The sequence below is a fragment of the Agitococcus lubricus genome (genome assembly GCF_003051055.1).
Lineage (GTDB): Bacteria > Pseudomonadota > Gammaproteobacteria > Pseudomonadales > Moraxellaceae > Agitococcus > Agitococcus lubricus.
The window spans coordinates 139,588-164,856 of the sequence record NZ_QAON01000006.1; the positions used below are offsets into that span (position 1 = coordinate 139,588).

21 protein-coding genes are annotated in these 25,269 nt (G+C 41.8%); 8 read left to right on the forward strand and 13 right to left on the reverse strand.

The features are described 5' to 3' along the window. Positions 1-45 precede the first annotated feature (45 nt). The 7 genes from C8N29_RS08020 to filA form a co-directional block, all read right to left on the reverse strand. Positions 46-1,950 carry a hypothetical protein gene (locus C8N29_RS08020; protein ID WP_107865540.1) on the reverse strand — a complete coding sequence of 635 codons (1,905 nt, stop codon included), beginning with the start codon at positions 1,948-1,950 and terminating at the stop codon, positions 46-48. Beyond that, positions 1,947-2,852, reverse strand: a complete 906-nt coding sequence (gene filE, locus C8N29_RS08025; RefSeq protein WP_107865541.1) for a putative pilus assembly protein FilE — start codon at positions 2,850-2,852, stop codon at positions 1,947-1,949. Before filE ends, C8N29_RS08020 begins: the two co-directional genes overlap by 4 nt. 3 nt (positions 2,853-2,855) lie before the next feature. After that, entirely contained in the window at positions 2,856-4,529 is a 1,674-nt protein-coding gene (filD, locus tag C8N29_RS08030; RefSeq protein WP_420836654.1) for a putative pilus system OmpP1/FadL family transporter FilD, read from the reverse strand. Between the two features lie 22 nt (positions 4,530-4,551). Continuing rightward, the gene (locus C8N29_RS08035; RefSeq protein ID WP_107865542.1) at positions 4,552-5,655 is read right to left on the reverse strand and encodes a transporter; all 1,104 of its coding nucleotides are present in this window, start codon (positions 5,653-5,655) and stop codon (positions 4,552-4,554) included. Between the two features lie 41 nt (positions 5,656-5,696). Next, a complete protein-coding gene (locus tag C8N29_RS08040; protein ID WP_107865606.1) occupies positions 5,697-6,530 on the reverse strand; it encodes a C39 family peptidase in 834 nt (277 codons plus the stop codon). Positions 6,531-6,699: 169 nt separating this feature from the next. Beyond that, on the reverse strand, positions 6,700-7,578 hold the full coding sequence (locus tag C8N29_RS08045; protein WP_107865543.1) for a hypothetical protein: 879 nt from the start codon (positions 7,576-7,578) through the stop codon (positions 6,700-6,702). A 224-nt stretch (positions 7,579-7,802) separates the two neighbouring features. Further along, positions 7,803-8,819, reverse strand: coding sequence for a putative pilus system protein FilA (gene filA / locus C8N29_RS08050; protein ID WP_107865544.1), 1,017 nt, complete (start codon positions 8,817-8,819; stop codon positions 7,803-7,805). Positions 8,820-9,353: 534 nt separating this feature from the next. On the opposite strand from filA, the gene pabB reads away from it, so the two are divergent. Beyond that, positions 9,354-10,727, forward strand: a complete 1,374-nt coding sequence (gene pabB / locus C8N29_RS08055) for an aminodeoxychorismate synthase component I (protein ID WP_107865545.1) — start codon at positions 9,354-9,356, stop codon at positions 10,725-10,727. 21 nt (positions 10,728-10,748) lie between these two features. Here the strand turns inward: pabB and thrH are convergent, their stop codons facing one another. Together thrH and cysB are read right to left on the reverse strand one after the other, a co-directional pair. Beyond that, positions 10,749-11,366: a bifunctional phosphoserine phosphatase/homoserine phosphotransferase ThrH gene (gene thrH / locus C8N29_RS08060; RefSeq protein WP_107865546.1), complete on the reverse strand. Its 618-nt coding sequence runs from the start codon at positions 11,364-11,366 to the stop codon at positions 10,749-10,751. Positions 11,367-11,507: 141 nt separating this feature from the next. Next, positions 11,508-12,482: an HTH-type transcriptional regulator CysB gene (cysB, locus tag C8N29_RS08065; RefSeq protein WP_107865547.1), complete on the reverse strand. Its 975-nt coding sequence runs from the start codon at positions 12,480-12,482 to the stop codon at positions 11,508-11,510. A 130-nt stretch (positions 12,483-12,612) separates the two neighbouring features. On the opposite strand from cysB, the gene C8N29_RS08070 reads away from it, so the two are divergent. Then, positions 12,613-13,494, forward strand: coding sequence for a sulfite exporter TauE/SafE family protein (locus tag C8N29_RS08070; protein ID WP_107865548.1), 882 nt, complete (start codon positions 12,613-12,615; stop codon positions 13,492-13,494). A 12-nt stretch (positions 13,495-13,506) separates the two neighbouring features. Beyond that, complete coding sequence (locus tag C8N29_RS08075; RefSeq protein ID WP_146164439.1) at positions 13,507-13,842, forward strand: hypothetical protein; 336 nt, start codon at positions 13,507-13,509, stop codon at positions 13,840-13,842. Between the two features lie 29 nt (positions 13,843-13,871). Here C8N29_RS08075 and nfuA read toward each other — a convergent pair whose 3' ends face one another. Beyond that, positions 13,872-14,477, reverse strand: coding sequence for a Fe-S biogenesis protein NfuA (nfuA, locus tag C8N29_RS08080; protein ID WP_107865550.1), 606 nt, complete (start codon positions 14,475-14,477; stop codon positions 13,872-13,874). Positions 14,478-14,626: 149 nt separating this feature from the next. On the opposite strand from nfuA, the gene metH reads away from it, so the two are divergent. From metH to C8N29_RS08095, 3 genes are all read left to right on the forward strand, one after another. Beyond that, positions 14,627-18,343 (forward strand): methionine synthase, encoded by a 3,717-nt coding sequence (gene metH / locus C8N29_RS08085; RefSeq protein ID WP_107865551.1) that lies wholly within the window; start codon positions 14,627-14,629, stop codon positions 18,341-18,343. Between the two features lie 107 nt (positions 18,344-18,450). Then, the gene (locus C8N29_RS08090; RefSeq protein ID WP_107865552.1) at positions 18,451-19,026 is read left to right on the forward strand and encodes a Uma2 family endonuclease; all 576 of its coding nucleotides are present in this window, start codon (positions 18,451-18,453) and stop codon (positions 19,024-19,026) included. A 263-nt stretch (positions 19,027-19,289) separates the two neighbouring features. Next, on the forward strand, positions 19,290-20,846 hold the full coding sequence (locus C8N29_RS08095) for an alkaline phosphatase D family protein (RefSeq protein WP_107865553.1): 1,557 nt from the start codon (positions 19,290-19,292) through the stop codon (positions 20,844-20,846). A gap of 31 nt (positions 20,847-20,877) precedes the next feature. Here the strand turns inward: C8N29_RS08095 and C8N29_RS08100 are convergent, their stop codons facing one another. Continuing rightward, positions 20,878-21,666, reverse strand: coding sequence for a class I SAM-dependent methyltransferase (locus C8N29_RS08100; RefSeq protein ID WP_107865554.1), 789 nt, complete (start codon positions 21,664-21,666; stop codon positions 20,878-20,880). 154 nt (positions 21,667-21,820) lie between these two features. On the opposite strand from C8N29_RS08100, the gene C8N29_RS08105 reads away from it, so the two are divergent. Further along, entirely contained in the window at positions 21,821-22,237 is a 417-nt protein-coding gene (locus tag C8N29_RS08105; protein WP_239987005.1) for a guanosine-3',5'-bis(diphosphate) 3'-pyrophosphohydrolase, read from the forward strand. A 30-nt stretch (positions 22,238-22,267) separates the two neighbouring features. On the opposite strand, the gene C8N29_RS08110 is transcribed toward C8N29_RS08105, so the two are convergent. Both C8N29_RS08110 and C8N29_RS08115 read right to left on the reverse strand, forming a co-directional pair. Beyond that, entirely contained in the window at positions 22,268-23,521 is a 1,254-nt protein-coding gene (locus tag C8N29_RS08110) for a putative solute-binding protein (RefSeq protein WP_239987007.1), read from the reverse strand. A gap of 86 nt (positions 23,522-23,607) precedes the next feature. Then, the gene (locus tag C8N29_RS08115; protein WP_107865556.1) at positions 23,608-24,543 is read right to left on the reverse strand and encodes an alpha/beta fold hydrolase; all 936 of its coding nucleotides are present in this window, start codon (positions 24,541-24,543) and stop codon (positions 23,608-23,610) included. Positions 24,544-24,647: 104 nt separating this feature from the next. Between C8N29_RS08115 and C8N29_RS08120 the strand changes: the two genes are divergently transcribed. Next, complete coding sequence (locus tag C8N29_RS08120; RefSeq protein WP_107865557.1) at positions 24,648-25,109, forward strand: GFA family protein; 462 nt, start codon at positions 24,648-24,650, stop codon at positions 25,107-25,109. Positions 25,110-25,269: the final 160 nt, after the last annotated feature.

The following is a 25,269-nucleotide window of genomic DNA, read 5'->3' on the forward strand; positions in this document are numbered from 1 at the left end:
TAAAAAAGCCGACTCATGGGTCGGCTTTTTTATAATTATGTCTAATTATGATTTAGGTTGTGGGTTATAACAGCTCTGTGTACTAATTGCCGTTACTTTGCCCTGAGTAGAGCCTACCTGTATCGTTCTAGGCTCGTCTGCTTTTTTATGAATAAACTGTAAGGTTTTGACATAACTAAACCAACGGGCAACGTCTACAGAATTCTCAGACTCATTATCACCAATCAGTACCGCTTTAGTATTGGCTGTACTTGTGACATCAATACGCACCTTACGACCACCCACAAAACTGATAACGCCTATTTGCACACCATAGAAGTTCTGCCAAACATCATCTGTCGGCAAGTTTTTTACCCAATCCCCAACCAAAATAATTGGGCTGATATAATAACGATTATTTAGGGCTAGAGTTGCTGAGACTGTCCCAATACGATATTCCTGTGTTCCTAATTGGTCTTTTAAGTCAGCATCTAAGGTCGTGTTACAATTATTATCTCTATCGCTGATAATGTTACCATTCGCTAAAATACTAATCCCCATATCACCAACCAAACAACCATCACTTTCACCCTGACAGCTATTACCATCTTTGAGACGTAGTTTTAAATGTAATGGGAATGTGGGCTTTTCACCAACTTCTATATTATCTACTGTTCGCCAAATGTCTTCGTTCAGATAGGTGGATACATCGCGAGTACGGTTCATATTCACCGTACCACTAAAAGTCATATTACCGTTTTGGTCACGTCTTTCCCATTTTCCCAGAACATTATCATCTACAGGCTCTGATACAGCCAAACCATAAACATTACGAAAAAAAGGTACACTGCCAGACATATTACTTTTTGACATTACACCTTGTGTAATATGCACAAAACCGCCACTTTGATTGTCAACAAACTTAAAATTTGCTTTAACTTTACCATCAAACTCAAAACCTAAATTTTGACTGATTGGACTTAAAAATTTAGGTTCTTGGTCGATGATAAAACTTTGCACAAATTGACTAGGTACATCGTTCAGTTCTGAGCCATTGGATAAGTCTGAATCTGCGGCATTCCCCTTCCACTCGGCGGCAATACCAATACTTTTACCTTCGCGGTCGAGTAAAAAAACCATGCTTTCTAAGAGCTTTTCATTTGAGGTACTCGATGGGGGCAAACCTAACATACCTGTATAAGCCTTCTCTCCTGTGGTAAAAGTTTGAGCTATCGCAAAAGGAATCACTTCATAAAAGCCTGCTTGTAGAACTTCAAACGATTTTTCAAAACGACTAATGGCAATGTTATTTGCAGGTAAGGTTTTATTTAATGCTGTTAAATACGGTGCTAGTGACTCCTCTAAGGTTTCAGTTTGTGCAAACTGAGTAACAGAGATGTCAGCTTTCAATGCACTGAGTTTTTCTTTAACGGCTTCCGTTAAAACAATGCGATTTAATACTCTATTATTTTCTGAATAGCCATCTGTATCCAAGGTCTGTAGTAAACGTAGTACATTGATGGTTTGCGTACCTGTAGATGTCTCTGTGGTCAAGGTATCACTGGTATAGCCAAACAAATCACGGGGGGTAATTTTTTGTACCACATTTAATTTACTACCACTAAGCAAACCTATCGGTGCTAAACGGTATTTACCTAAATCAATACGGCGCTCACCATTTTTAGCTTTTATATAAAAGCTAACAAATGAATTATCAGGGCAGTAAAAGAAACCTTCGGCATCTGTCACGTCCTTGACTGTATCGCAGTCATAATTTAATCCAGCGACAGGTTCATCAATAAACTGGCCTGTTGAGCACCGATTAGTCGTATCAGCAATACAGGTCGTTAAGGCGTCAGTTGATGTTTGTGTTGGATCTTTTAAGCTATTACTTCCTTCGCCGCACCCGCCTAATTGAGTTAGCAAAGCAACTAAAGCTGGCAAGAGCAATAAACGAGCAGAACTTTTCATGGTAACCTCTTGGAATAAACATCCATCGTAAATGCCCCTGTTTTGTACATCACGGGTAGCGTTGTTTTTAGCTCATTGACAGGGCGATAAAATAAAACATAAGTGGTATTTTCTGGGAGCTGGACTAAGCCATCAACACTTGCATATTGACTGTTTGTTGCTGGACTGGCTTGACTCCAATAATTCCATACACCAGACAACACACATCCCTGCTTGTCGGCAAACATAATAAAAGGCACATAAAACTTTGGACGCTTATGAGTTGTAGCGAACGAAGCAAAACGTGTGTCTATTGTCATTTTAGACAGTTGTTCAGAAACTAATAGTACTTTTTCTGGTGTTGAAATATGCTCACCTACTAGAGGTGGTTTAATCCAAATACTGTTTTTTTCTAAAAATGGTTTCTGCCGTTGATTAAGATATGTTAAATCAAAGCATTCGCTGGGTAACTGATACCAAGACTGTATTATTTGTTTATCCACAATCTGATACGTAGGTGCACGGAAAGTTTCTTTCAGAGGCGTACTTATCACTGGTGGTGCAACAATAGATGTCACACCATTATCACTTTCAATCACTCGCGAACCAACACTTCCATCAGGCAAATAATAAAATCGCTTTTTGCCTTCCGGAGCAAATTGTCGTTTCTCCAGAACTTCACTTTCAATGTAGATTTCGTTATCAAGCTCTAATACAGGCTTAGATGAATTGGTTAGGGACGTGTTTTCTGAGTTTACACCAGACTTAGCTGCATCGGATGGAGAATCCTCTAATTTTTTACTTGTAGAAGACTGGTTATTTTTGATAATTTGTACGCGTCCCTGCGCATCTACTGTTGGGTAAAAACGGTCCTCTGCCTGAATGGTAACTGGCAAAAATAACAGAATCAAAATGAAGCGCATATCTTACCAACGTGTGCGATAGACTAAACCCATAATATTGACCGTCGCACTCGTTTTAGCATCCAAACCCGCATAAGGGTTATATACCAAATTGGTTATCCCTGTTTGGTTTAATAAACTACTGGTATTTGCGGGCACAGTATCACGACTACGCAAGTGCATCAGTGTCAGGTCAATATCAGTATCACGGTCAAATCGGTAGCCAATCCCTGCACCATACATTTTAGCCGTGTTAATGGGTGCTAGAATGTTACGCTTGTTATCAGGAACAGCACTATCACGCGGCTCATAACCCAAACGAAATTTTAAACGACTTGTATGTGAATATTCTAAGCCTACACCCCAGTTCCAACGTGTATTAAACTCAAGAGGGAAACTCAATGAGCGATTTGTGGTTCCAGGTACTAATATTTTTGCAATCCTGAGCACTTGCACATCGCGGTCAAATTCAAAATTAAACGCGTTCCATACCCCAAAATCTGTCCAACCTACGTCAAAATTAATTTGTAACTGCGGTAATAATTTATACTTAATGCCTGTTTGGAAGTGAGCTGGAAACTCAATATCCATTGATAGCAAGCCCTCTTCTTTGGCTGGCATATAACTGGGTAGACCTAAAATAGCACCTAAGATTTGACCTGTAATCGAACTTTGTAGCCCTTGGTTAATTAAAGAACGCGCACCTTTTTCGTACTGGATTTTATACTTACCCTTCAGACGCATATTACTACCGCTTTGGTAAACAGCTCCCCATGCAAAACGGTCGTTTGGCTCCCATAAAATACCAAGGTTATAGGTCGGTGACAGCGTTTGCTGTAACGAAACATCTAAGTTTGCCATTTTTTTGAAGGGGCCTAGGCTTTCTTCGGCATTACAAAGTCCTAGCAACAGCAAGTCAGTCACAATGTTTGCACTCTCCTTAAAAGGACCACAAACATCTTCGTCAAACATACGAAATACACCAATTAATTCATTGGGAGCACGAAAGTCGGTATTTAAGGCAACTGCTTGATATGACATCCCTACGGACAAACCCACAGACAGCTCATCATTAACTTGATATGCTACTGAAGGAGATAAATAAGTAATCCGTTCTAAAGCAACCATTTTACCCATATATACGCCAGGGTCTTCGTCTTTACGGTAATAGCCCGCAATCATGGGCGCATAAAATGCAGTGGCGTAGGTATATTTAGAACCAGGTGGTTTATAGGCGATCCCTGCGGTTGGCGCTGCAATAGGACCTGGTGGTAGTTTAACCATTTTGTCCAAGACTGGAAGATATAAAGCTACCCCTTCTACACCAGAACTTGCCGTTTTGAATTGAGAGCATAAAGCTTGAGTATCTAATGGGTCATCCTCACAGACAAGCGGGTCATCAGAATAACCAAATACTCGATAGTTTGCAGGCGCAGATAATTCCGCTTCAATAGAGAAATCGGCCATCATTAACTGAATATCTAATTGCAAGCCTTGAATTTTAGTTAAACCCGCTGGATTGAAGTGAATGGCATTGATACCTGGCGGGTCGGCTGTCACTGCATTTCCTAAAGATAAGGAGCGCAAATCTACAGACATGTTTTGAGCCAACATAGCCTGTGCGCCTGAGCCATACATCGCCAACATTGCAATCGCTAATCGCGTTAGTTTATTAGGCTTGTTTGGAATAATAGTCATAAACGATACGCCTTAAATGCGATTATTCTGTCGCTAAACCTAAAAACTCTAGAGGCATTGAGAAGCCTAAATTGATGTCTGGAGAGTCCTCTGTCAAACCATAGCCTAAGCTCACATTAACAATACGTTTAGGACTGGTACGCAAGGACAAAGAAAAACTTAACGAACCTGATACTTGAGTTGCTGGCTCTACAACCTCTATTTCGGTACCCGTATCAAATGTAAAACGGCTATTTGTAGAAATACTATGCTGATAAGAGGCACTCATGGAAACGTCATAGTTGAGGGAATAAGCAAACCCTAGTGATGCCCCCAAACTCGTACCAGGGTCCATACTAGTCAAATTACGGGTACCACGTGACTGGTTTAAGTCACTGAGTTTATTACCTATCGAAAAACTAGCTGAACCAAATAAAACAATTGGGTCTGTGACTTTACTCATACTCAGACCCGCTGACAGACCATAATACCCCTTACCTGTCGACAAATCAGTCACCGAGTTGATTTCATAGGGACTATCGCCCGTTGCCAAGGACAGCGACGAGAACAATGTTGTTGTTGGCAGTCCTCTTTTTAAGGGCACAGGCTGCCAGCGCAAACCCACAGAAATATCCCCTAATCCTGTTGTTTCTTTACCTGCAAGGGTATCCATTTTATAAACTAAGGGTAAAGAGCCTGTTAGAGTCAAATTATCAAGCAAGCCATAAGAGACATCGATATTATTAGTAAAAGAATGCTGCGCATCTTCTTGAATACGCAAACGAGTGATTGTAGAGGTATCATCAGATATTGCAATATCTAAACGGGAGTCACGATAAAAGCTATAGTTCACATCATAGTTCATGGCAAATTTACCACGTTTAGATAATGAATAACTTTTTTCTGCTGCCTTGAAAACTTGCTCTAAATTCTTGTCCGAAGAAGCATCTGTCGATTTTTGTTTTAGTGCATCTCGTGCAACATCTGCACTGCTAGGTGCAGGTGTCGGTGCTGGCGTAGCCGCTGCTGTGGTATCAGTAGATGCCGCTGTATTTGCAGGCTGGGTTGTTTCATCGGCATGAGCGATAGAAAAACACAAGCAATTGAGTGCTACCAAAACATACGGAGTTTGACCCCAATTTCTCATTGTTATGATTCCTTATTTAATCTTGTCGATAAAAACAACGACTATTTACGTCGATAATATGACCGAAGTGGAACATCAATTATACTTTCAGCTTGACTTGCTTTTTCGTCTGCATTAAATACACGCTGTAAAGTGCCCGCACGGTCGGCATTTAATTCCATTTGTCTGTGATTTTCACTGACTTCCATAAAAGCCAAATAATTGATAGTTTTATCATCAATAAACCGCATATCAGCTTCGGTTAATTCTAAAGTTGGCTGCGGCTTAAAACCATTAGGGAAGACAACAAACATGACGTTACCATCCCAAATTTCCTCAAGTCTTGCTTCAGGAAAACTGATATTTCCAAGCGCAGGGTCAGCAATAAAAAAACGCCCTTCCTTATATTTTCTGACAATCACAAAATGTTTGAAATTAGCATAATGGATTGGAATAATGGCTGGGTGGTCAAGTTTTTTCAAATCATTAATACTGCCCTTATAACCTCCACTGGGATGCCCTAGCGCAGTGACCAAACGTTTCATATCCAACATGGAAAAACCACGACGCTGAACAATTTTTTCGTATTCTCCGAACTTTAACAAACCATCCATAATTTGTTTTTCGGTAAATTGGCGACCTAAGTAACCATTCAACAGCGTAGTTAAAGCGGCAGAACCGCAGCTATAGTCATAGGCTTGGCGAGAGATATTTCGGAATTGTTGTTCAGATAAAGGCGCAACCGTTTCTACAGGCTCATCCATGACAGCATAGGAATTGACGCGTACGTCAGTCGCATGACTATAATAGATTGAAGCAGGCTTTTTATCTGCCACTTCAAAAGCATCATTCGCAAACATAAAGATGATTGCAGAACCAATAGTCGTTAGAAACATAAGCGTTTTTCTAATTTTAGGTTTTAATAACCAGTTAATGATTTTTATTACACGCAAAATACTATTTTTTACCATAGTTTTCACGCGTTTTTCTGTAATTTGTTACAGGTTATTGCCTTAAAGGCTATTTTTCATACCAAACAATACCATTACGCATCGCGGGTGATGATTATTTTCCTGTAAGAATCAGCGAGTGCTGAGATAAGTTAAGGTCTCTCACCCCTATACTTCCCATTGTCACTCCAGACGTATTTGTCGTGATATTACTCATGGTAATATCTAGTCCTGTTAAACTAGGCGTTGAAAACGCAAGCCCTTCAGGCGTCATATCCAAGCCTGCGTTACTTAAATTGACGTCTGTCAATGTTAAACCAAAACGTAAGTTACGACCATTACCACCAAAACCTGTATCTACTTTATCAACCAAACGAATTTCACCCAAGTTAATGGTATTAAAACTGGTTGCACCAAAACTAATCATACGTCCCGACAACTCACCCCCCAACTGCAAGGTAAACAAGGTCGAGGTTGTTGGCAAAAAATCGATATAATCCCTATTGAGATAGGCGCTGGCCACTGTGGTATCACGGTTATTAAAATCTATCAATGTTGCTTCGTTTAAGCCCAAGCTATTTCTAATCGCAATTTTATCCATATAAACACGGACTTTTTGAGTAGCACCCGACAGGGTGGTTTGGATATTTAACATAGGCGAGCCATCGCCAATATTACCCACCGAATCGAGTATCAAGCGAAAACCGTGTGTACCAGCACTGGTACAATCACCACCAATCGAGTTTTGTACACAACCCCTGACTGCAATATCCTTAAACAATATATTCCCCGCATTAAACTCGTAACCTGGTTTAATGGTGGCTGGAATACCCGACTGGTCTGTCAACTGCATGGTATTAATAGTCCAACCATTGGTAGGCAATATAAAAGAAATATCCAAACCATCTTGGGCGACAGTTTGAGCAAGGTCTGCTTCTTCCAGCAACTCTAAAGCGTGACCCGAGGCCGATAACAACAGAGACACGATTAACATGCTAGGAGTTATTATTGTTTTCATTGTGGTAAGCCACCTAAGTCAACACGATTTATTGTTATGGGTATTGTTAGGGTCTATTTTAAGGTATTTATTTGCTTTGCGCTGTAATTTTTTGTTTTTTATTAGATTTGATAGGATTTATGCACCCAGTAAGGCATAAATAATTACGGCAGCCTAAGCTGCCGTAATTGCTTTAAGCGAGAACAGCGTCTCTCTTAAAATTAGTGACCACGGATAACCATGGTTGTACCAGAAACGTTCAAACCAAGGATTTGAACATCACCGATAATGTTGGTTGTACCAGTAGCACCAATTGCTACGTTATTTAAGGCTAAGTCAGCACCGTTAACTGCATCACCAAATTGGGAGATAGTTACATACAAACCTTCACCCAATGGGGCAGCAGCACCAAATGCATCAACACGGGCATTGACAGTTAAGTTAGCACCACCTGCGTTAGTCATAGACAAGCTGCTAGCTTGGATAGAACCACCACTGTTTGCATCAAACAGTTCGAAGTTATTGATTGTTAAACCACCGACTAATGTGGAGTTAGCAACAATCATTGCACCTTGAGCTTCGTTACCCAATTGGATGGTTGTTGTGCTGCCACCCATTTTGATTTCTAAGCCATTTAAGATACGAACGCGGTTATTGTGAGTAGAACCGTTGACTTCTGCATCTGTTGCATCGCCGTCACTGTTAGTATCACGACCTACTGCAACTTCGTCAGCCACTGCGTTAGAGTTAGCCACATAGATGTCGCCAGTTTTGATTAACAAATCTGGTGTTGTGATAGCGACGTTTAACATTGGGTCATCGGCAGTGGCATCACCGTTGGCGTTACCGACCATGTCGATAAGAACTTGGATAGCGGATGTGTCGTCAGCTAAAACAGCAGTAGAGTCAGCGGCTGTACCATCACCAATAACTAAGGCACCAGAATCGCCACGAGTGGCGATACCGTCATCGTCATGAACAACGATTTGGCTAATGGTTAAACCTTTTAATGTACCAGCGATACCACCAGCATCAAGCGCAGATACTTGACCAGCAGATACACCGTAAGTACCAGTTGCAGCAGCAGTCGTAATAGTGCCTGGAGAGATTAAAATGGTGATACCGTCTTGACCAGTTGCAGCAGCCATAGACTCATCGTCCATCGCTTCCATTGCAAATGCGCCAGCAGAAATCATAGAAACAGCAGAAACAAGGGCGAGCTTTTTCAAAGCTTTCATGGGATTTTCTCCTCGGGTTTATTTATAGTTTTTGTTACCGTTTTTTTATATTGGGTAACGTGCTATTCGGCAGACAAAAGTTACCACTGTTCAACTGCCTGAGCAAGTGATTTTCTCTAAAAAATTGTGAACTGTCCGACAAACGGCACGTTTTAGCGTGTGTACGTTAGGTAAGTGGCAAGCTGCTATTTTTAGGACTTTTGTAACGTTGCTCTTTATTCAGTATAGCTGAGTTTTTGATACTTTTGAAAGCAGGACATTTGTCTTTTTTATTTTTATCTAACATTTTAATTTTATGCAAATATATCATATCTGCACTCAGGCTAAGGGACATTTTTACGTTTTAGCTTGGTGGTTTGTTTTTTAGCTTGCTTCAGTCTTCAACATCGTGCTTATTAGGGTAGTGTCTAAATTCACGCTAAGGACAGACCGTTGGTTTGTTCATGGCATGTATGAATAGAGAGCAATTTTCTTTTTGTGTTTTCGTGTCATAATGCAGGGACTTAGATTGATTGTTTACTACAGGTTATTTCTTTGTTTGCTTTTTCTCTGCCAGCACATGTCTCTACTCACCTGCCCTTTTTAGCGTTTAGTCCTCTGCTGCAACAAGCCGCTTGGTGGCCTATGTGGTTAAAAGATGCAGACGCTTGGTGTTTGGCTGTGCTGCCTAAATGGTTGGTTGTTGAGCATGACGATGGCTGTTATCAATGGCTACGTCAGGCTGACTTGAGTTATCGCAAAGTAAAACTGGATACTGAGCTGGCTAGCCATGTCATTCGTTTATCTTCGCAAGAGGTACTTCCCACCATAACCCCCACCTGTACTGAGGGGTTTAGTGGCGGATTGATGGGTTGGCTAGGGTATGACTACCAACAACAACCAGCGGCACATCAGGAGTTGGTTTCGTTTCCTGTATTATGTTTTGGGTTTTACGATACGTTTATACGGCCTAATCATCACAATCAACCCACACTGTATAGTGCTGAGGCAAGGATAGGCCAAACCGTGTTAGCGATACTTTCGACACCCCCGCCTTCTGCCCATACCGACTTTAGACTCGACAGTGCTTTTGTGCCGTTAATGAGCCGAGCACAATATGAACACGCATTTGACAAGGTAGAAGGTTATTTACGCAGTGGTGATTGTTATCAGGTAAATTTGGCACAAGGCTTTAAGGCATCGTGTCAAGGGGTGGCTATTTCTGCGTTTGATGCGCTGTTAAAACTGAGCCAAGCGCCCTTTGCTTGTTACAGTCATAGCCCTTATGGGGAAATATTGAGTGTATCGCCTGAGTTGTTTTTGGCGTTTCAGGCTGATGGTACGGTATTGACTCGCCCCATTAAGGGAACACGGCCACGCCATGACACGCCCGAACTTGACGAGGCGCAACGTCACGATTTAGCCACGCACCCTAAGGATAAAGCCGAAAACTTAATGATTGTCGATTTGTTGCGTAATGATTTAGCAAAACATGCGCGCATTGGTTCGGTACAAGTGCCTACCTTATTTAAGGTGGAGTCTTTTCCACAAGTACACCATTTAATTAGTACGATTCGTTGTCAATTAGCGGAAGATACACACCCTTTAACGTTATTGTTTGATGCTTTTCCCGGTGGGTCGATTACGGGTGCACCCAAAAAACGAGCAATGGAGATTATTCAGGAATTAGAAAATTGTCAGCGTAGCATTTATTGCGGTTCGATAGGCTATTTAAGCACTGGGGGTCGCGGGCGGTGGAATATTGCTATTCGGACTTTATTAAGGGTAAATCATACGATATATGCGTGGGCTGGCGGTGGCATTGTCGCTGACTCGGTGTGTGAGTCTGAATACCAAGAGTGCTTTAATAAAATTGGCGCGATATTACGGTGCTTAGAAGATACGTTTTGGGTTAAGGACAAGCACTAGGCTTGTCCTTAATACACGCTTTTAGGCAGGAATATTACGTAAAGAGCCACTGATAATCTGGGCTTTTAATTCGGCATAAGTTTTGGTGACGGGGAATTGTGGAAATTCACGAATGACATTGTCTGGCGCATCAAACAAAATACCTTTATCGGCTTCTGCCAACATATTAGTGTCATTATATGAATCGCCAGCAGCAATAACACGGTAATTCAAACCATGTAAGGCCTTCACGGCTGCACGTTTTTGGTCAGGCTGACGTAGCTTGTAATCGACAATCATGCCTTTGTCGTCGGTCACTAATTTATGACAAAAAATCGTTGGGCGATTTAATTGTTTCATTAACGGGTCGGCAAACTCATAAAACGTATCAGATAAAATAATTAACTGAAAATGCTCACGAATCCAAGCGACAAAGTCATAAGCGCCTTCTAAAGGCCCCATCTCGGCAATGACCGCTTGAATATCAGGCAAGCCTAATTTGTGTTCTTGTAAAATAGCAAGGCGTTGCTTCATCAATACATCATAGTCTGGAATATCGCGTGTGGTCGCTTCTAAGGCTTTAATACCTGTTTTTTTGGCAAAGTTAATCCAAATCTCGGGCACTAATACGCCTTCTAAATCTAAACATACGATTTCCATCACAGACTCCAAACAACATAGAAAAATGGGGGCTAAACTAGGCGCGAACTCTACCGTTTAACACGCTGGCCTGCAATATTTTTACTGGCCTCCTGATGCTTTTTTAAGGTTGAATCCGTATTGCAACAAGGATACTGAACATTACAACACTGGCAAATTCACATCGGCAAAAATTTGTTCTACCTCGTCAGCCGTATCCGCCAAAATAGCACTCTCTACACGGGCACGAGTTAAATGCGGCGCAAAGGTTTGCATAAAATCAAACATAAAACTTCTCAACCACATGCCTCGTCTAAAGGCAATTTTGGTCGTGCTTGATGGAAATAAATGACTCACATCTAAGGCGACTAAATCATTGTCTATTGCAGGCTCGTAGGCCATATGTGCCACAATCCCAATCCCTAAACCTAATTTAACATAGGTTTTAATGACATCTGCATCGGTCGCTGTAAATACGACTTTAGGGCTTAATCCTTGTTGAGCAAAGGCTTGGTCTAATTGTGAACGTCCAGTAAAACCAAAGACATAGGTAACAATTGGGTAATCGGCGATATTTTCTAGGCTCAACGTTTTAATACGTGTTAGTGGGTGATTTTTAGGGACAACCACAGAACGGTTCCATTTATAGCAAGGGAGCAGAATCAAGTTAGTAAAATGCTCCATGGCTTCGGTGGCAATGGCAAAATCAACAACGCCAGTAGAGGCCATCTGTGCGATTTGTTGTGGCGTGCCTTGTTGCAAATGCAGACTGACATCGGGATAGAACTGTCTAAATTTTTCAATCACGGGTGGGAGTCTATAACGTGCTTGTGTATGCGTAGTCGCAATAGATAATTTGCCCAAACGCGGATTACTGTATTCTTCGCCTACCTGCTTAATATTCTCAACTTGTCTAAGCACTTCACGTGCAATCTGCAAAATTTCGTGCCCTGCGTTAGTGATTTGTGTTAAATGTTTACCATTACGGGTAAAAATTTCTATCCCTAACTCATCTTCAAATAATCGGATTTGTTTACTGACTCCAGGCTGAGAGGTGTATAAATTTTGGGCAGCGGTGGAAACATTTAGATTATTAGCAGCTACCTCACAAATATAACGCAGTTGTTGCAACTTCATTATTGTTACTCCCGTGTTTTTATCTCAATAATTATAACTATTAGTTATAATCATATAACAAAATCTTTATATAAAAACATAAAAAAACAGCTAAAGTAGCCCTCTTTTTTTGAACAATGATTGCTTTAGCATGTTGACAGATTTTTATTTCATTTTAGCTGGCTTAGTCGTTGGCTTTTGTGTTGGGGTGACTGGGGTGGGTGGTGGCTCATTGATGACGCCCATTTTAATCAGTTTTTTGAAAGTAGAACCGCATATTGCGATTGGTACAGATTTATTGTATGCCGCTATTTCTAAATTTTGTGGTTCTCTAGTACATGCCAAAAAACTAAATATTGTTTGGCCGATTGTATTTTGGCTGGCTGTAGGCTCAATTCCCGCGTCGCTTGCAACAACATGGGCACTCGAACATTTTATGGGAGGCGCTAAAGAATATAAAAAAGCACTCACCATTATTTTAGGTGGCATGTTGATATTAACAGGGGTATCGATTGTTTTTAGAAGTAAAATTGAGGGTTTTTTCAATCGTATAAAACATGACTCAGCAGGCGTACCGACACACCCGAATATTGACGCAAACGTCATTATTAAGCACAAGGCATGGGTGGTTTTTATGGGCGTGGTTTTAGGTTTTTTTGTCACTTTATCGTCAGTTGGTGCGGGCGCTTTTGGCATTATGGCCTTAGTGATTTTGTTTCCTAATTTACCGATGATTCGGATTATTGGCTCGGATGTGGCGCATGCGGTATTGTTAACCTTAGTGGCTGGTTTGGGTCACTTAAAAGCAGGTAATGTTGATACCCATTTACTCATGTTGTTATTAATGGGGTCTATTCCTGCAATTATTGTAGGGACGCTCTTAAGTTCTCATCTTCCAGATAGAGCGATTCGCCGCGTGTTAGGCGTAACATTAATGCTGTTAGGGACAAATTTTATTATAAACCCTGTTAAAGCCAAAGCTGCACCCGTGACACCACCGCCTGCTACCGTGGTTGTACCTAGTAGGCAATAAGTTAAGCGACTCATGATTGAGTACCCAAAGAAGCCATTATATGATGGCTTTTTTTTATGTTTCATTGCTAAGATTAGAGATGAAATTATCCTGCATAGAGCAAAACAGATGGCTATTTTTAGAATGATTTTAGGTATCTTTTTAGTCTTAATGGCTCCTGCCCTGATTTATATAGGTTTAGATGCACAGGAAAGTGGGATTGATTTAGGTGAGCCCAATGGGACTCGTGGTGCTGCTCTATTTGATTTAGTGGGTATGTGGGGAATGGCGCTAATTTCATTTGGCGTAGGTATTTCGGAAATTTTAACAGGCAAAAAATTGTTGCAAGAAGGAAATGACGACAAATGAAGGGCAACCACAAGGGTTGCCCCAACAGCTTATTTAAAATAAGCGTTATCACGTTGACTGTGGTCGGTACTATCAGTCACACGTTGCAATTCTGGAATATTCGCTTTTAAGGTCGTTTCTACACCTTGTTTTAAGGTCATATCAACGGCTGAACACCCCTGACAACCACCACCAAATTTTAATACAGCGGTTAAACCATGCTCGGTGTCTTCATACACTTCTAATAAGCTAACATTACCATTGTGTGCGGCTAAGCTAGGATTGATTTCGCTAAACAACACATGGTTAATACGCTCTTCGAGTGAACTATTTTCACCCAATAAAGGTACTTTAGATTTGGGTGCTTTAAAGGTTAATTGACCACCAAAACGGTCTTTGTTGTAGTCAATCACGGCATCTTCTAAATAAGGCGAGCTTTTGAATTCAATAAACGCCGAAAACCCCTCCATTGGCAAACGAATATCATCAATTTGCTCTTCGCCTTGGGTGCAATAAGCCATACAGCACTCCGCTTTGGGAGTGCCTGCATGCTCAACAAAAATACGCACCCCAATACCTTCACTATTTTGCTTCGCTAATAACTCGCGTAAATAGGCTTGGGCGGATTCGGTAATGGTAATGTTTAGATTGCTCATAAGGTTCTCTTTGACAGAAAATTTTGCCCGATTATACCTGATTTTTAATAACCTAGTAATTAGCTCAGGTTTAATAATTGTTTTATACCTAATGATGACATTTTTGCTAAAATGCCCGCCCTTGCTTTACAGACTGATAGATATACACCATGACAGCTTCTCGTTCTGACTTATTAAAAAACGCTTTACAACAACGCATTTTGATTATTGATGGTGCGATGGGAACAATGATTCAGCGTTATAAATTGCAAGAAGCGGATTATCGTGGCACCCGTTTTGCCGATTGGCCACATGATGTCAAAGGTAATAACGATTTATTAGTCTTAACCAAGCCGAATGTCATTGCCGAAATTCATGATGCTTATTGTGCGGCAGGTGCAGACATTTTAGAAACCAACTCGTTTAACTCTACTCAAGTTTCACAAGCTGACTACCATATGGAAGCGTTGGTTTATGAGTTAAATGTGGAAGCGGCACGTTTGGCCAAACAAGTCGCCTTAGCGTGGAGTGCAAAAACGCCCGAAAAACCACGTTTTGTAGCGGGTGTACTTGGCCCAACGTCACGTACCTGCTCTATTTCGCCTGATGTCAATAATCCTGCTTATCGTAATGTCACCTTTGATGAGTTAGTCGAAAACTATGTTGAAGCAACTAAAGGCTTAGTCGATGGTGGCGCAGATATTTTGTTAATTGAAACCGTTTTTGACACCCTAAACTGTAAAGCGGCCTTGTTTGCCGTACAAAAATATTTTGATGACACAGGCACTATTTTACCTGTGATGATTTCTGGCACGATTACCGATGCGTCTGGCCGTACTTTATCTGGTCAAACGGCTGAAGCTTTTTGGAACTCCGTGCGTCATGGGGATTTATTAAGTATTGGTTTTAACTGTGCGTTGGGTGCAGATGCAATGCGCCCTTACATTAAAGAATTAAGCGAAAAAGCCGATATTTTCGTTTCTGCGCACCCTAATGCGGGCTTGCCTAATGCCTTTGGTGAATATGACGAAACCCCTGCTGAAACTGCGGCAATGGTTGGTGAGTTTGCCCAAAGTGGTTTAGTCAACATTGTTGGGGGGTGTTGTGGTACTACACCCGACCATATTTCGGCTATTTATAATGCGGTTAAAGACCTTGCCCCTCGCGTTATTCCAGAGATTGAACCCGCTTGTCGTTTATCAGGTTTAGAAGCCTATAACATCACCAAAGACTCGTTATTTGTTAACGTCGGTGAACGTACCAACGTGACAGGCTCAAAAAAGTTTGCGCGTTTAATTCGTGAACAAAACTATGCCGAAGCCTTAGATGTGGCACGACAACAAGTGGAAAGTGGCGCGCAAATTATCGACATCAACATGGACGAAGGCATGTTGGATTCACAAGCGGCAATGGTTACGTTTTTGAATTTGATTGCCTCTGAGCCTGATATTTCGCGTGTGCCGATTATGATTGACTCGTCAAAGTGGGAAATCATTGAGGCAGGTTTAAAGTGCGTACAAGGCAAACCGATTGTTAACTCCATTTCGTTGAAAGAAGGCCACGAAGAGTTTGTGCAAAAAGCCAAATTGTGCCGCCGTTATGGTGCAGCCATTATTGTCATGGCCTTTGATGAAGTTGGTCAGGCAGATACCGCTGCACGTAAACGTGAAATTTGCGAGCGTTCTTATCGTGTCTTGGTTGATGAAGTTGGCTTTCCAGCAGAAGATATTATTTTTGACCCGAACATTTTTGCCGTTGCCACAGGTATTGAAGAACACAACAACTATGCGGTGGACTTTATTGAAGCGACTGGTTGGATTAAACAAAACCTACCCCATGCAATGATTTCGGGTGGTGTTTCTAACGTATCGTTCTCTTTCCGTGGTAACGAGCCAGTCCGCGAAGCGATTCATGCGGTGTTTTTATATCACTGTATTAAGCAAGGCATGACCATGGGTATTGTTAACGCGGGACAACTCGCGATTTATGACGATATTCCTGCTGAGTTAAAAGATGCCGTTGAAGACGTGATTCTTAACCGTAATCAAGGTGAAAGCGGTAATGAAGCCACCGAAAAACTGTTAGCCATTGCTGATAAATACCGTGAACATGGCAAAACCAACGACAATGCTGCCCCTGAAACCCTTGAGTGGCGCAATCAATCGGTTGAAAAACGCTTGGAATATGCACTGGTAAAAGGTATTACCACGTTTATTAACGAAGACACCGAAGAAGCTCGTTTACAAAGCAAACGCCCCTTAGACGTGATTGAAGGGCCTTTAATGGCTGGCATGAATGTGGTGGGTGATTTGTTTGGCGCAGGTAAAATGTTTTTGCCACAAGTGGTGAAATCGGCACGGGTGATGAAACAAGCGGTGGCATGGCTCAACCCCTACATTGAAGCCGAAAAAGTCGTTGGCCAATCCAAAGGTAAAATCTTAATGGCCACGGTTAAAGGCGATGTTCACGATATTGGCAAAAATATTGTTGGTGTGGTCTTGGGGTGTAATGGTTATGACATTGTTGATTTAGGGGTGATGGTGCCTTGCGAAAAAATCCTTGATGTCGCCATTAAAGAAAAAGTCGATATTATTGGCTTGTCGGGTTTGATTACTCCTAGCTTAGACGAGATGGTGTATGTTGCGCGTGAAATGCAGCGTCAAGGCTTTAACATTCCACTGATGATCGGTGGTGCAACCACCTCGAAAGCCCATACTGCAGTAAAAATTGACCCGCAATATCATAATGATGGCGTGATTTATGTCACCGATGCGTCACGCGCTGTGGGTGTGGCGACTTCCCTACTCTCGCCAGAAATGAAACCAGTTTTTGTCGCTGAACGTCGTGCTGAATATGCTGAAGTGCGTGAGCGCCATGCCAACCGTCAACCTAAAGCTGCCAAACTCAGTTACGCACAATCTATTGCCGAAAAATATCAACACGATTGGGCTAACTACACACCACCCAAACCCCAAAAATTAGGTGTGACTGTGTTAAAAGATGTGCCTTTAGCCGATGTTCGTCCTTATATTGACTGGACACCGTTTTTTATTACATGGAGTTTAGCGGGCAAATTCCCAGCGATTTTAAAAGATGACGTAGTCGGTGTTGAAGCAACGCGTTTATACAACGATGCCCAAGCCTTGTTAGATAAATTAATTGGTGAAAAACTATTAACCGCCAATGGTGTGATTGGTTTTTGGCCTGCCGCACAGGTCAATGATGATGATATTGAAGTGTATGCTGATGAATCACGCCAAACAGTGATTCACACCTTGCATCATTTACGTCAACAAAGTGACAAAGTCAGTGGCAAACCCAATTATTCTTTAGCCGATTTTATTGCGCCTAAAGCGAGCCAAACACCTGATTATATTGGTGCATTTGCTGTGACTGCTGGTTTAGGTGCTGAAGAACAAGCAAGAGCCTACCGAGATGCGGGTGATGACTATAATGCCATTATGGTACAAGCCCTTGCTGACCGTTTAGCCGAAGCCTTTGCGGAATATTTACATGAGCGAGTGCGTAAGCAATATTGGGGTTATCAAGCCGATGAAAGCCTCAGCAATGAAGAGTTAATTAAAGAAAAATATGTCGGTATTCGTCCTGCACCTGGTTATCCTGCCTGTCCAGAACATACCGAAAAAGCTACGTTATTTAAGTTATTAGATGCTGAAGTCAATGCGGGCATGAGTTTAACCGAACACTTTGCTATGTGGCCTGCCGCGTCGGTGAGTGGTTTTTATTATTCTTTACCACAAAGTACCTATTTTAATGTCGGTAAATTGGATAAAGACCAAGTAGAAAGTTATGCTGCGCGTAAAGGTTGGGATTTGCGTATGGCCGAAAAATGGTTAAGCCCGAATTTGGGGTATGAGCCTGAGTAAGTCGTATCCCAAAAGGCTTGCAGTGTATGACCCCTTTAGAGCAATATCAAACACTCCATGATAATGCTCAATTTATCTTGCGCATGAATTAGCTGTAGAGGTGTACAATGCCTATTGCCAAAAAAGTAAATTTTGTTAGCGAACAAGATTATCTGGAAGGCGAAAAAAATTCCGATATAAAACATGAATATATGGATGGTGATGTTTATGCAATGTCGGGAGCTCATGCCAATCATAATCGACTTGCAGGTAACTTCCATACTGCGCTAAATGTTCATCTCAAAGGCAAACCTTGCCAACCTTATATGTCGGATATGAAGGTTAAAATTGGCCGTAACTTTTTTTATCCTGATGTCTTGGTGGACTGTTCGGATGTGGACGGTTATTTTACCGAAACACCGACTTTAATTATCGAAGTGTTATCTAAATCAACTCGAAAAATGGATGAAACCACTAAACGGCTGTTGTATTTGCAAATTCCTACGTTGCTTGAGTATATTTTGGTTGAGCAAGATATTGTGCGGATTGAAGTCGCGCGGCGTAGTGAGGGTTGGCAGCCCATGCGCTATTTTTTAGGTGATGAGATTGTGCTTGAGTCGGTAGGTTTGACGCTGCAAGTTGAAGATATTTATGAGCGTGTAAATAATGAAGATATGAGGGAGTGGTTAGCCGCTAAATTGTAGGGTGGGTTGACATAGTAAACCCACCTTTTGGGGATAATGGGTTTTGTGCCTTTAGCCATCTTACGCTCGATGGGCTAGTCATCCTCTGTCATTGTTAGCCACAAACATAGATTAAGACTCACACATCTTCGCAGCCTTTGCTATGCTATTTATGTCTATCTATTTCTTCACATCAATGCCATTTTTAGATGATTACACCTCAACTATGACATTAGGCTGTTGTAAGACTTTTATTTACACATGTATGCAGAAGGATCTATACCATGCACTTTAAATCTGATGACTTACTTATTGGCCCTATTTTGGGTTATGAAGGCAGTGATAATTCAGGTACATTACACTACACAGTGTGTGTATTAGTCAAAACAGAACCGTTATCCATCAAACTTACCGCTAAATGGCGTTCACAAGGTCAACCACCTGAGCCTCTGTTGCGAGCTAAAGAAAAAACCATAAGCGGTACATTCTATCGTTTTGAACTCTCTGTAAAACAACCGATAGGGACACAAGGCGAAGTCATTGACTATGTACTCCATATTGATAATTTAGACATTACGCCTTCACTATATGCCAACATGGGTGGCAATAGCTTTTGCTTTTATGTGCCGGCTAAGCAAGAAAATCCGAAAATTGCCTATGGTTCATGTAATGGTTTTGAACCAAAGAGTAAAGACACCAGTACCCCCATTTGGAATAAACTTTATCAACATCAAATCACCGCTTTATACAGTGATACGACACCTTTCTCTTTGTTACTAATGGGAGGGGATCAAGTATATGCCGACAGTTTATTTAATCCATACCTAAAAGATACTGACCCTTTATTCGCATTACAAACATGGCTAAACAAAGAGCCTACCCTCAAACCTAAGCCTCAATTAGCACCCGCCTTAGATAAAGCCTATATTGATATTTATCAGCGTGCATGGGGGAATACTGCCGTTAGACGTGTACTCGCATGTATTCCTTCATTAATGATGTGGGACGACCATGATATTTTTGACGGATGGGGCTCTTATGAAGAGGGTTGGTGCGACTCGGAGATTGGCCAATTAATTTTTACTGCTGCTAGTAAAGCCTTTTGTTGCTTTCAATTACGCCTAGGTCAACATAATCGCACTTTGTTGAATTCTCAACCACCAAACAGAGAACAAGATTTTTCTTGGCGAGTGAATCTGAATAATATTGATATTGTTGCCCTAGATAATCGCAGCCAACGTACCCTGCGGCAAATCATGTCCAAAGAACAATGGCAGCGTGCGATTCAAGCATTCCAACCAAGTCCAGAAGCAAAACTGATGTATGTGATGGTCGGAGTCCCACCCGTCTATCAGCGCTTTGAACATAGTCTAGAAAAGGTTTTGCTTTTAGAGGCCAATAATCCTAAAAATGGCAACCTAGATGATCTAAGAGACCATTGGAATGCAAGCCATCATGAAGCTGAACGTGATCGCTTATTTTATAGTCTGGATGCGATTAATGCACAAATCGAAAAAGTCGTGATTCTTTCAGGCGATGTGCATGTTGGCGGATTTGGACAAGTAAAAGGCAAACGCACTGTCTATCAGTTGATTTCGTCGGCACTCCAATACACTGCACCTTCGCTGCCTTTCTGGTTAGGATTACGAGCGATTAGTAGTACCCAACCACTGAGTATCCATGAAGATCGATTGCAAATACACATTGTGCCAGTGCCTGTTGCAAATGCCAATGAATACCTCAGAATGCGCAATTTTGCATGGCTACAATTAGGCACAGATAATTATTTGTGGTTTAACTGGGTTGCTGAAGATGGCATTCAACGTTATTTGGCTCGTTAAAATCTTGGTAGATAGGCTGCTTTAGGCTGACCTATCTATCCCAAAAAAAACCTTTGATGGCATTTGCCCTCCCCTTACAAACGACTTCGCCATTATCATTAATATGTAAACGCTTGCGAACTGCTTCCTTAAAAGTCAATAAATCATCCGTAGGCATTGCCGCTAATGTTGCGCCTAAACTGGGGGCAACCATGACAATTGACCAATATTCGTCAAAGCTGCTAAAGGTACGCTCGACAATAATTTCTTTTTGTTCAATGTGTTGTAAGCCTGCTTGTGTCCATAGTTGATACAAACTTTCTTGGCTACTGGCATCAGGGCTTGGCGGTAAAGGTGCGCTAATGTTGCGGATTTTTAGCTCTTGGCGTAACACCTCATAAGGAAAACCGCCACCCATTAAATCCCAACCATAGGCGGTGACTGTGCCACCCGACTTAACCACTCTCACCATTTCTGCCACGCCTTGTGCTGGGTTGGGCACAAAAAAGAGGACTAATGGCATAACGGCAATATCAAAGTTGTTGTTTTGATAGGGTAAGTTCATGGCATCGCCTTGTTGAAAGGTGGCGTTGCTTAGTTTGGGTACGCTACGGGCATAAGCAAGTTGTGCTTCGGCAGGGTCTATACCGTCTATGCTGTTAGGGGCGCAACGGTCAACTATCATTTGGGTAAATGCGCCATTGCCACAACCCACATCAAGCCATTGTTGATTAGGCTTTGGGGCTAACCAATCTAAAAAGGCATTACCTGCCAGTTGACTCCATACGCCCATATAACGCTCGTAGGCAGTACCGTCTGTGAATTGGATTTGGTTGGTCATTTATTTTCCTTTATTTGAGTGTTTGGCTTTCCTTCCTCAATGCAAATTACCATAATTTTTATCTACTATCATTATCGATATTCTACACTTTGTCACGTTGCTAAACGCATCACGCCTTATCGCGTACCTCCATCAAGTCTTCAGAGTCGATATCATGTTAATTAGTACTGCACTTCAAATTGCACTGCATGCTTATGCCAATAAAGTAGATAAAGCAGGCGTGGAATATATCAAACACCCTTTACGGGTGATGGCCAAAATGCATAGCGATGAAGCGATGGCCGTTGCCTTGTTACATGACGTCATTGAAGATTCTGATATTAATGCTCAAGACTTATTAGCCGCAGGCTTACCGAAGGACATTGTGGATGCAGTCTGTTGTTTGACTAAACAGCAAGACGAGGATTATTTTGCTTTTATAAGACGAGTAAAAACTAATCGGCTGGCCACACAAGTGAAAATCGCGGACATAGAAGACAATATCAACGTATTACGTTTAAGTACCTTAAGCGATGCAGATTTAATGCGGGTTCAGAAATATCATCGGGCGTGGCAACTGTTACAAACATAGAGCGTTTACCCATCCTTGGGTCGTCGTTATTTATTCATCATTCAAAGCACATTCATAATTACTCGGCTCAAGTTTACAACGCACATTTTTTAACAACCGCATCATTTGTTTATCGTAATGACCTTCTTTGGTCATTTGAATCCGCGCGGTGCGCATCATCGCGACGTAACCTGGTTTATCGGCTTCGGGCACATCCATCCAATATTTGACGGGAATTTCGTTTTCTGTTTCTAAAACAAATTGATAGGCAGGTGCTAATTGCGTTGACACAAACTCCCGAATTAACGAGCCTAAACCATCAGGAAATCTGTTTTGATGCATCATCAAGACACCCGTCACTTGTAATAACGGGAATTTGATAATGGCTCCACGGGCATTACCTTGAGCATCGGTCATACCGCGATACAACTCTAAGGGCTCAAAAGCCAACGCAGGAGCAGCCATAATTTCTACTTGGCCATTATTGAACTTGCCACCGACATTCGAAAAGTCAACCGATACAGGTTGTGCGCCTATATTTTGTACCATTTTGGCTTGTGATTTATCAAAGTCAAACACCGCAACTTTTTTGCCTGCGGCCTTAGAAATGGTATTAATTTTACGGTCATTGACCATAATATAAGCAGCACCCATTGGGATAATACCGACAATCTCAAAGTTTTGACTGACCATGTATTTGTTCATTTCGGGTTTAGCCAAAATTCCAATCACTTCGTTGAGTTGCTTATAAGATAAAATCGCACCAATCGCATCTAAACTGCCAACAAAAGAATTATATTGACGTGCGCGCAAGTTGCTCATGGCAATGCCATCACACTGACCTACCTTAAAGTCTTCAGACGCCACTCGCTCATCATTATAAATATTAAATTTAACTTCTGTACTGGCTTTACGTTTGAGTTTGTGTGAGGCGATGTCGATACGCATGCTGGTTGGGGAAATCATGGCGACATTAAAGTCGATACCAATATCTTTTGCTAAATTCGAATATTTGGTGAGTTCCGAAATATTATTACGCACATATTGAAAGGTTTTACCCTGTATGCCGCCCGGTGCAAACATACATAAGGTGACATTTTTAGGAATTTTGTCCCATGTCGCAGGCTTATCTAAGAAGGCTTTAGCACGCGCAATAATCGAGCCTTTAGGTGGTTCAAAGGTGGCTGGTGCTGCGACGGCCACACTAGATACCATGAGTGCGGCACCTGCTAAGGCATATTTGATTTTGTTGTACATATTATTGTCCCCCATTAAGACGTTACAGGATTGAATTGCATTAGACATCAATCCAACATAAGTCCACTGTAATCGGAGACATGGCGGTTTGATAGTGACAATCATCACATGATATTTGTCACTATTTGGCTGTTTTATAAGGCTAAAAAGTCGATGACCGCTTTTACAGTTTGTTGAGGGTCTTCTTCGTGTGGCACATGGCCTAAACCGTCTAACACCAACAACTGACTACCTTGTATATCTTGATGAAATTTATTTGCTAACTCTACAGGAATCAATTGGTCCTGTTTCCCCCAAAGGATTAAGGTAGGTTGACTGATGGTTTTAATAGCATCGCTATTATCGGCACTGACTTGCTTAAACCGTTCCACTAATGCGCGTCTATTGCCTTCACGCAGGGTCAAATCGTAATAACGGTCAACCAAATCTGTACTAACTTTGTTGGGGTCGGCATACACATTACGGACACTGGCATCTACCATATGACGCGGTAAGGTATACTCCATGACTTTATTCAATACGGGGATTTGCGCAATTCTAAAGCCTATTGGGATAGATTTTGGGGTAAATGGATAACCTGCGGCATCGACTAAAATCAATTTTTTCACCTGTTGCGGTGATGCTAAAGCAACGTGCCATGCAATGTGCCCTCCCAATGAGTTACCCGCTAAAACATATTCCTTGATACCTAAATGCGTGGTCACTTGTTGGACAAACTGTGTATAGTGCTCAATACGATAGTCGTTATCAGGAAAAGGGCCTGTTAAGCCAAAGGCGGGCAAGTCAAAACTAATCACTCGCCGTTGTGTTTTTAAGTGAGAAACCCATCCCTCCCATGTATGTAAACTGGCTGACGTGCCATGCAACAAGACGATAGGTTGAGGGTCATCACGCACACCTTCATCACGCAAATGTACCTGCATACCTTCGATAGTAATAAATTGCGAAGGAGAAGCCGCCCAGCGTGGGCTAAGCGCAGCCACTGTTTTATCAGGCACATAAGCTACACTCCCCGCACCGACACATAACAGCAGACTCATCACCAGCAAGACGATTTTTTTCTGAGGCATAACCACGTGTTTTCTCCGATGATTCTTGATGACATAACAAAACAGACTATCAAAATCGTGTACTATGTTCCAGCAAATCAAACAGCCGATAACAGGTAACAATAATGACTTCACAATATCATACAGGGGCGTGTTTATGTGGTGCTGTGCGCTTTGAGACGCTGGGTGAACCAGTGGCAGCTTATGTGTGTCATTGTCAGTATTGTAAACGCGCATCGGGCAGCAGCATGCAAATTGCGGTCTTTTTTAAGCCGACACAAGTACAAATTAGCGGCGAGTTAAGTCATTATGATTATATCTCTCCAATACATGGCCGTACTATTCAGAGTCAATTTTGTCCTCGCTGTGGAACTAAAATTGCCTCACGCATTTCACGCGTGCCTAAAGTCATTTTAATATCTGGCGGTGCATTTGATGACCCTAATTGGTTTACAATTAGCTGTCACTTATTTACTCAGCATAAACTCACATGGATGCCTTTGCCCTCAGATACGCCCTGTTATCTCGAACACTTTTTAACGGAAGCAGGTGAAGCCGTTGCTCCCCTAAAGCCCGTAGCCACATAATCATACTGCGCGCTCTTTTTTGCTTAACGCTAGTACGTACGACGTTCAGCCCCTATGTATTTGTCGATAATGAATGGCTTAAGTATCCACTTTTACTTGAGCCGCTTTGGGATTCGGCTCAAAATAGCCCCCTTTCTGACCGCAATGAGGTAAATACGGT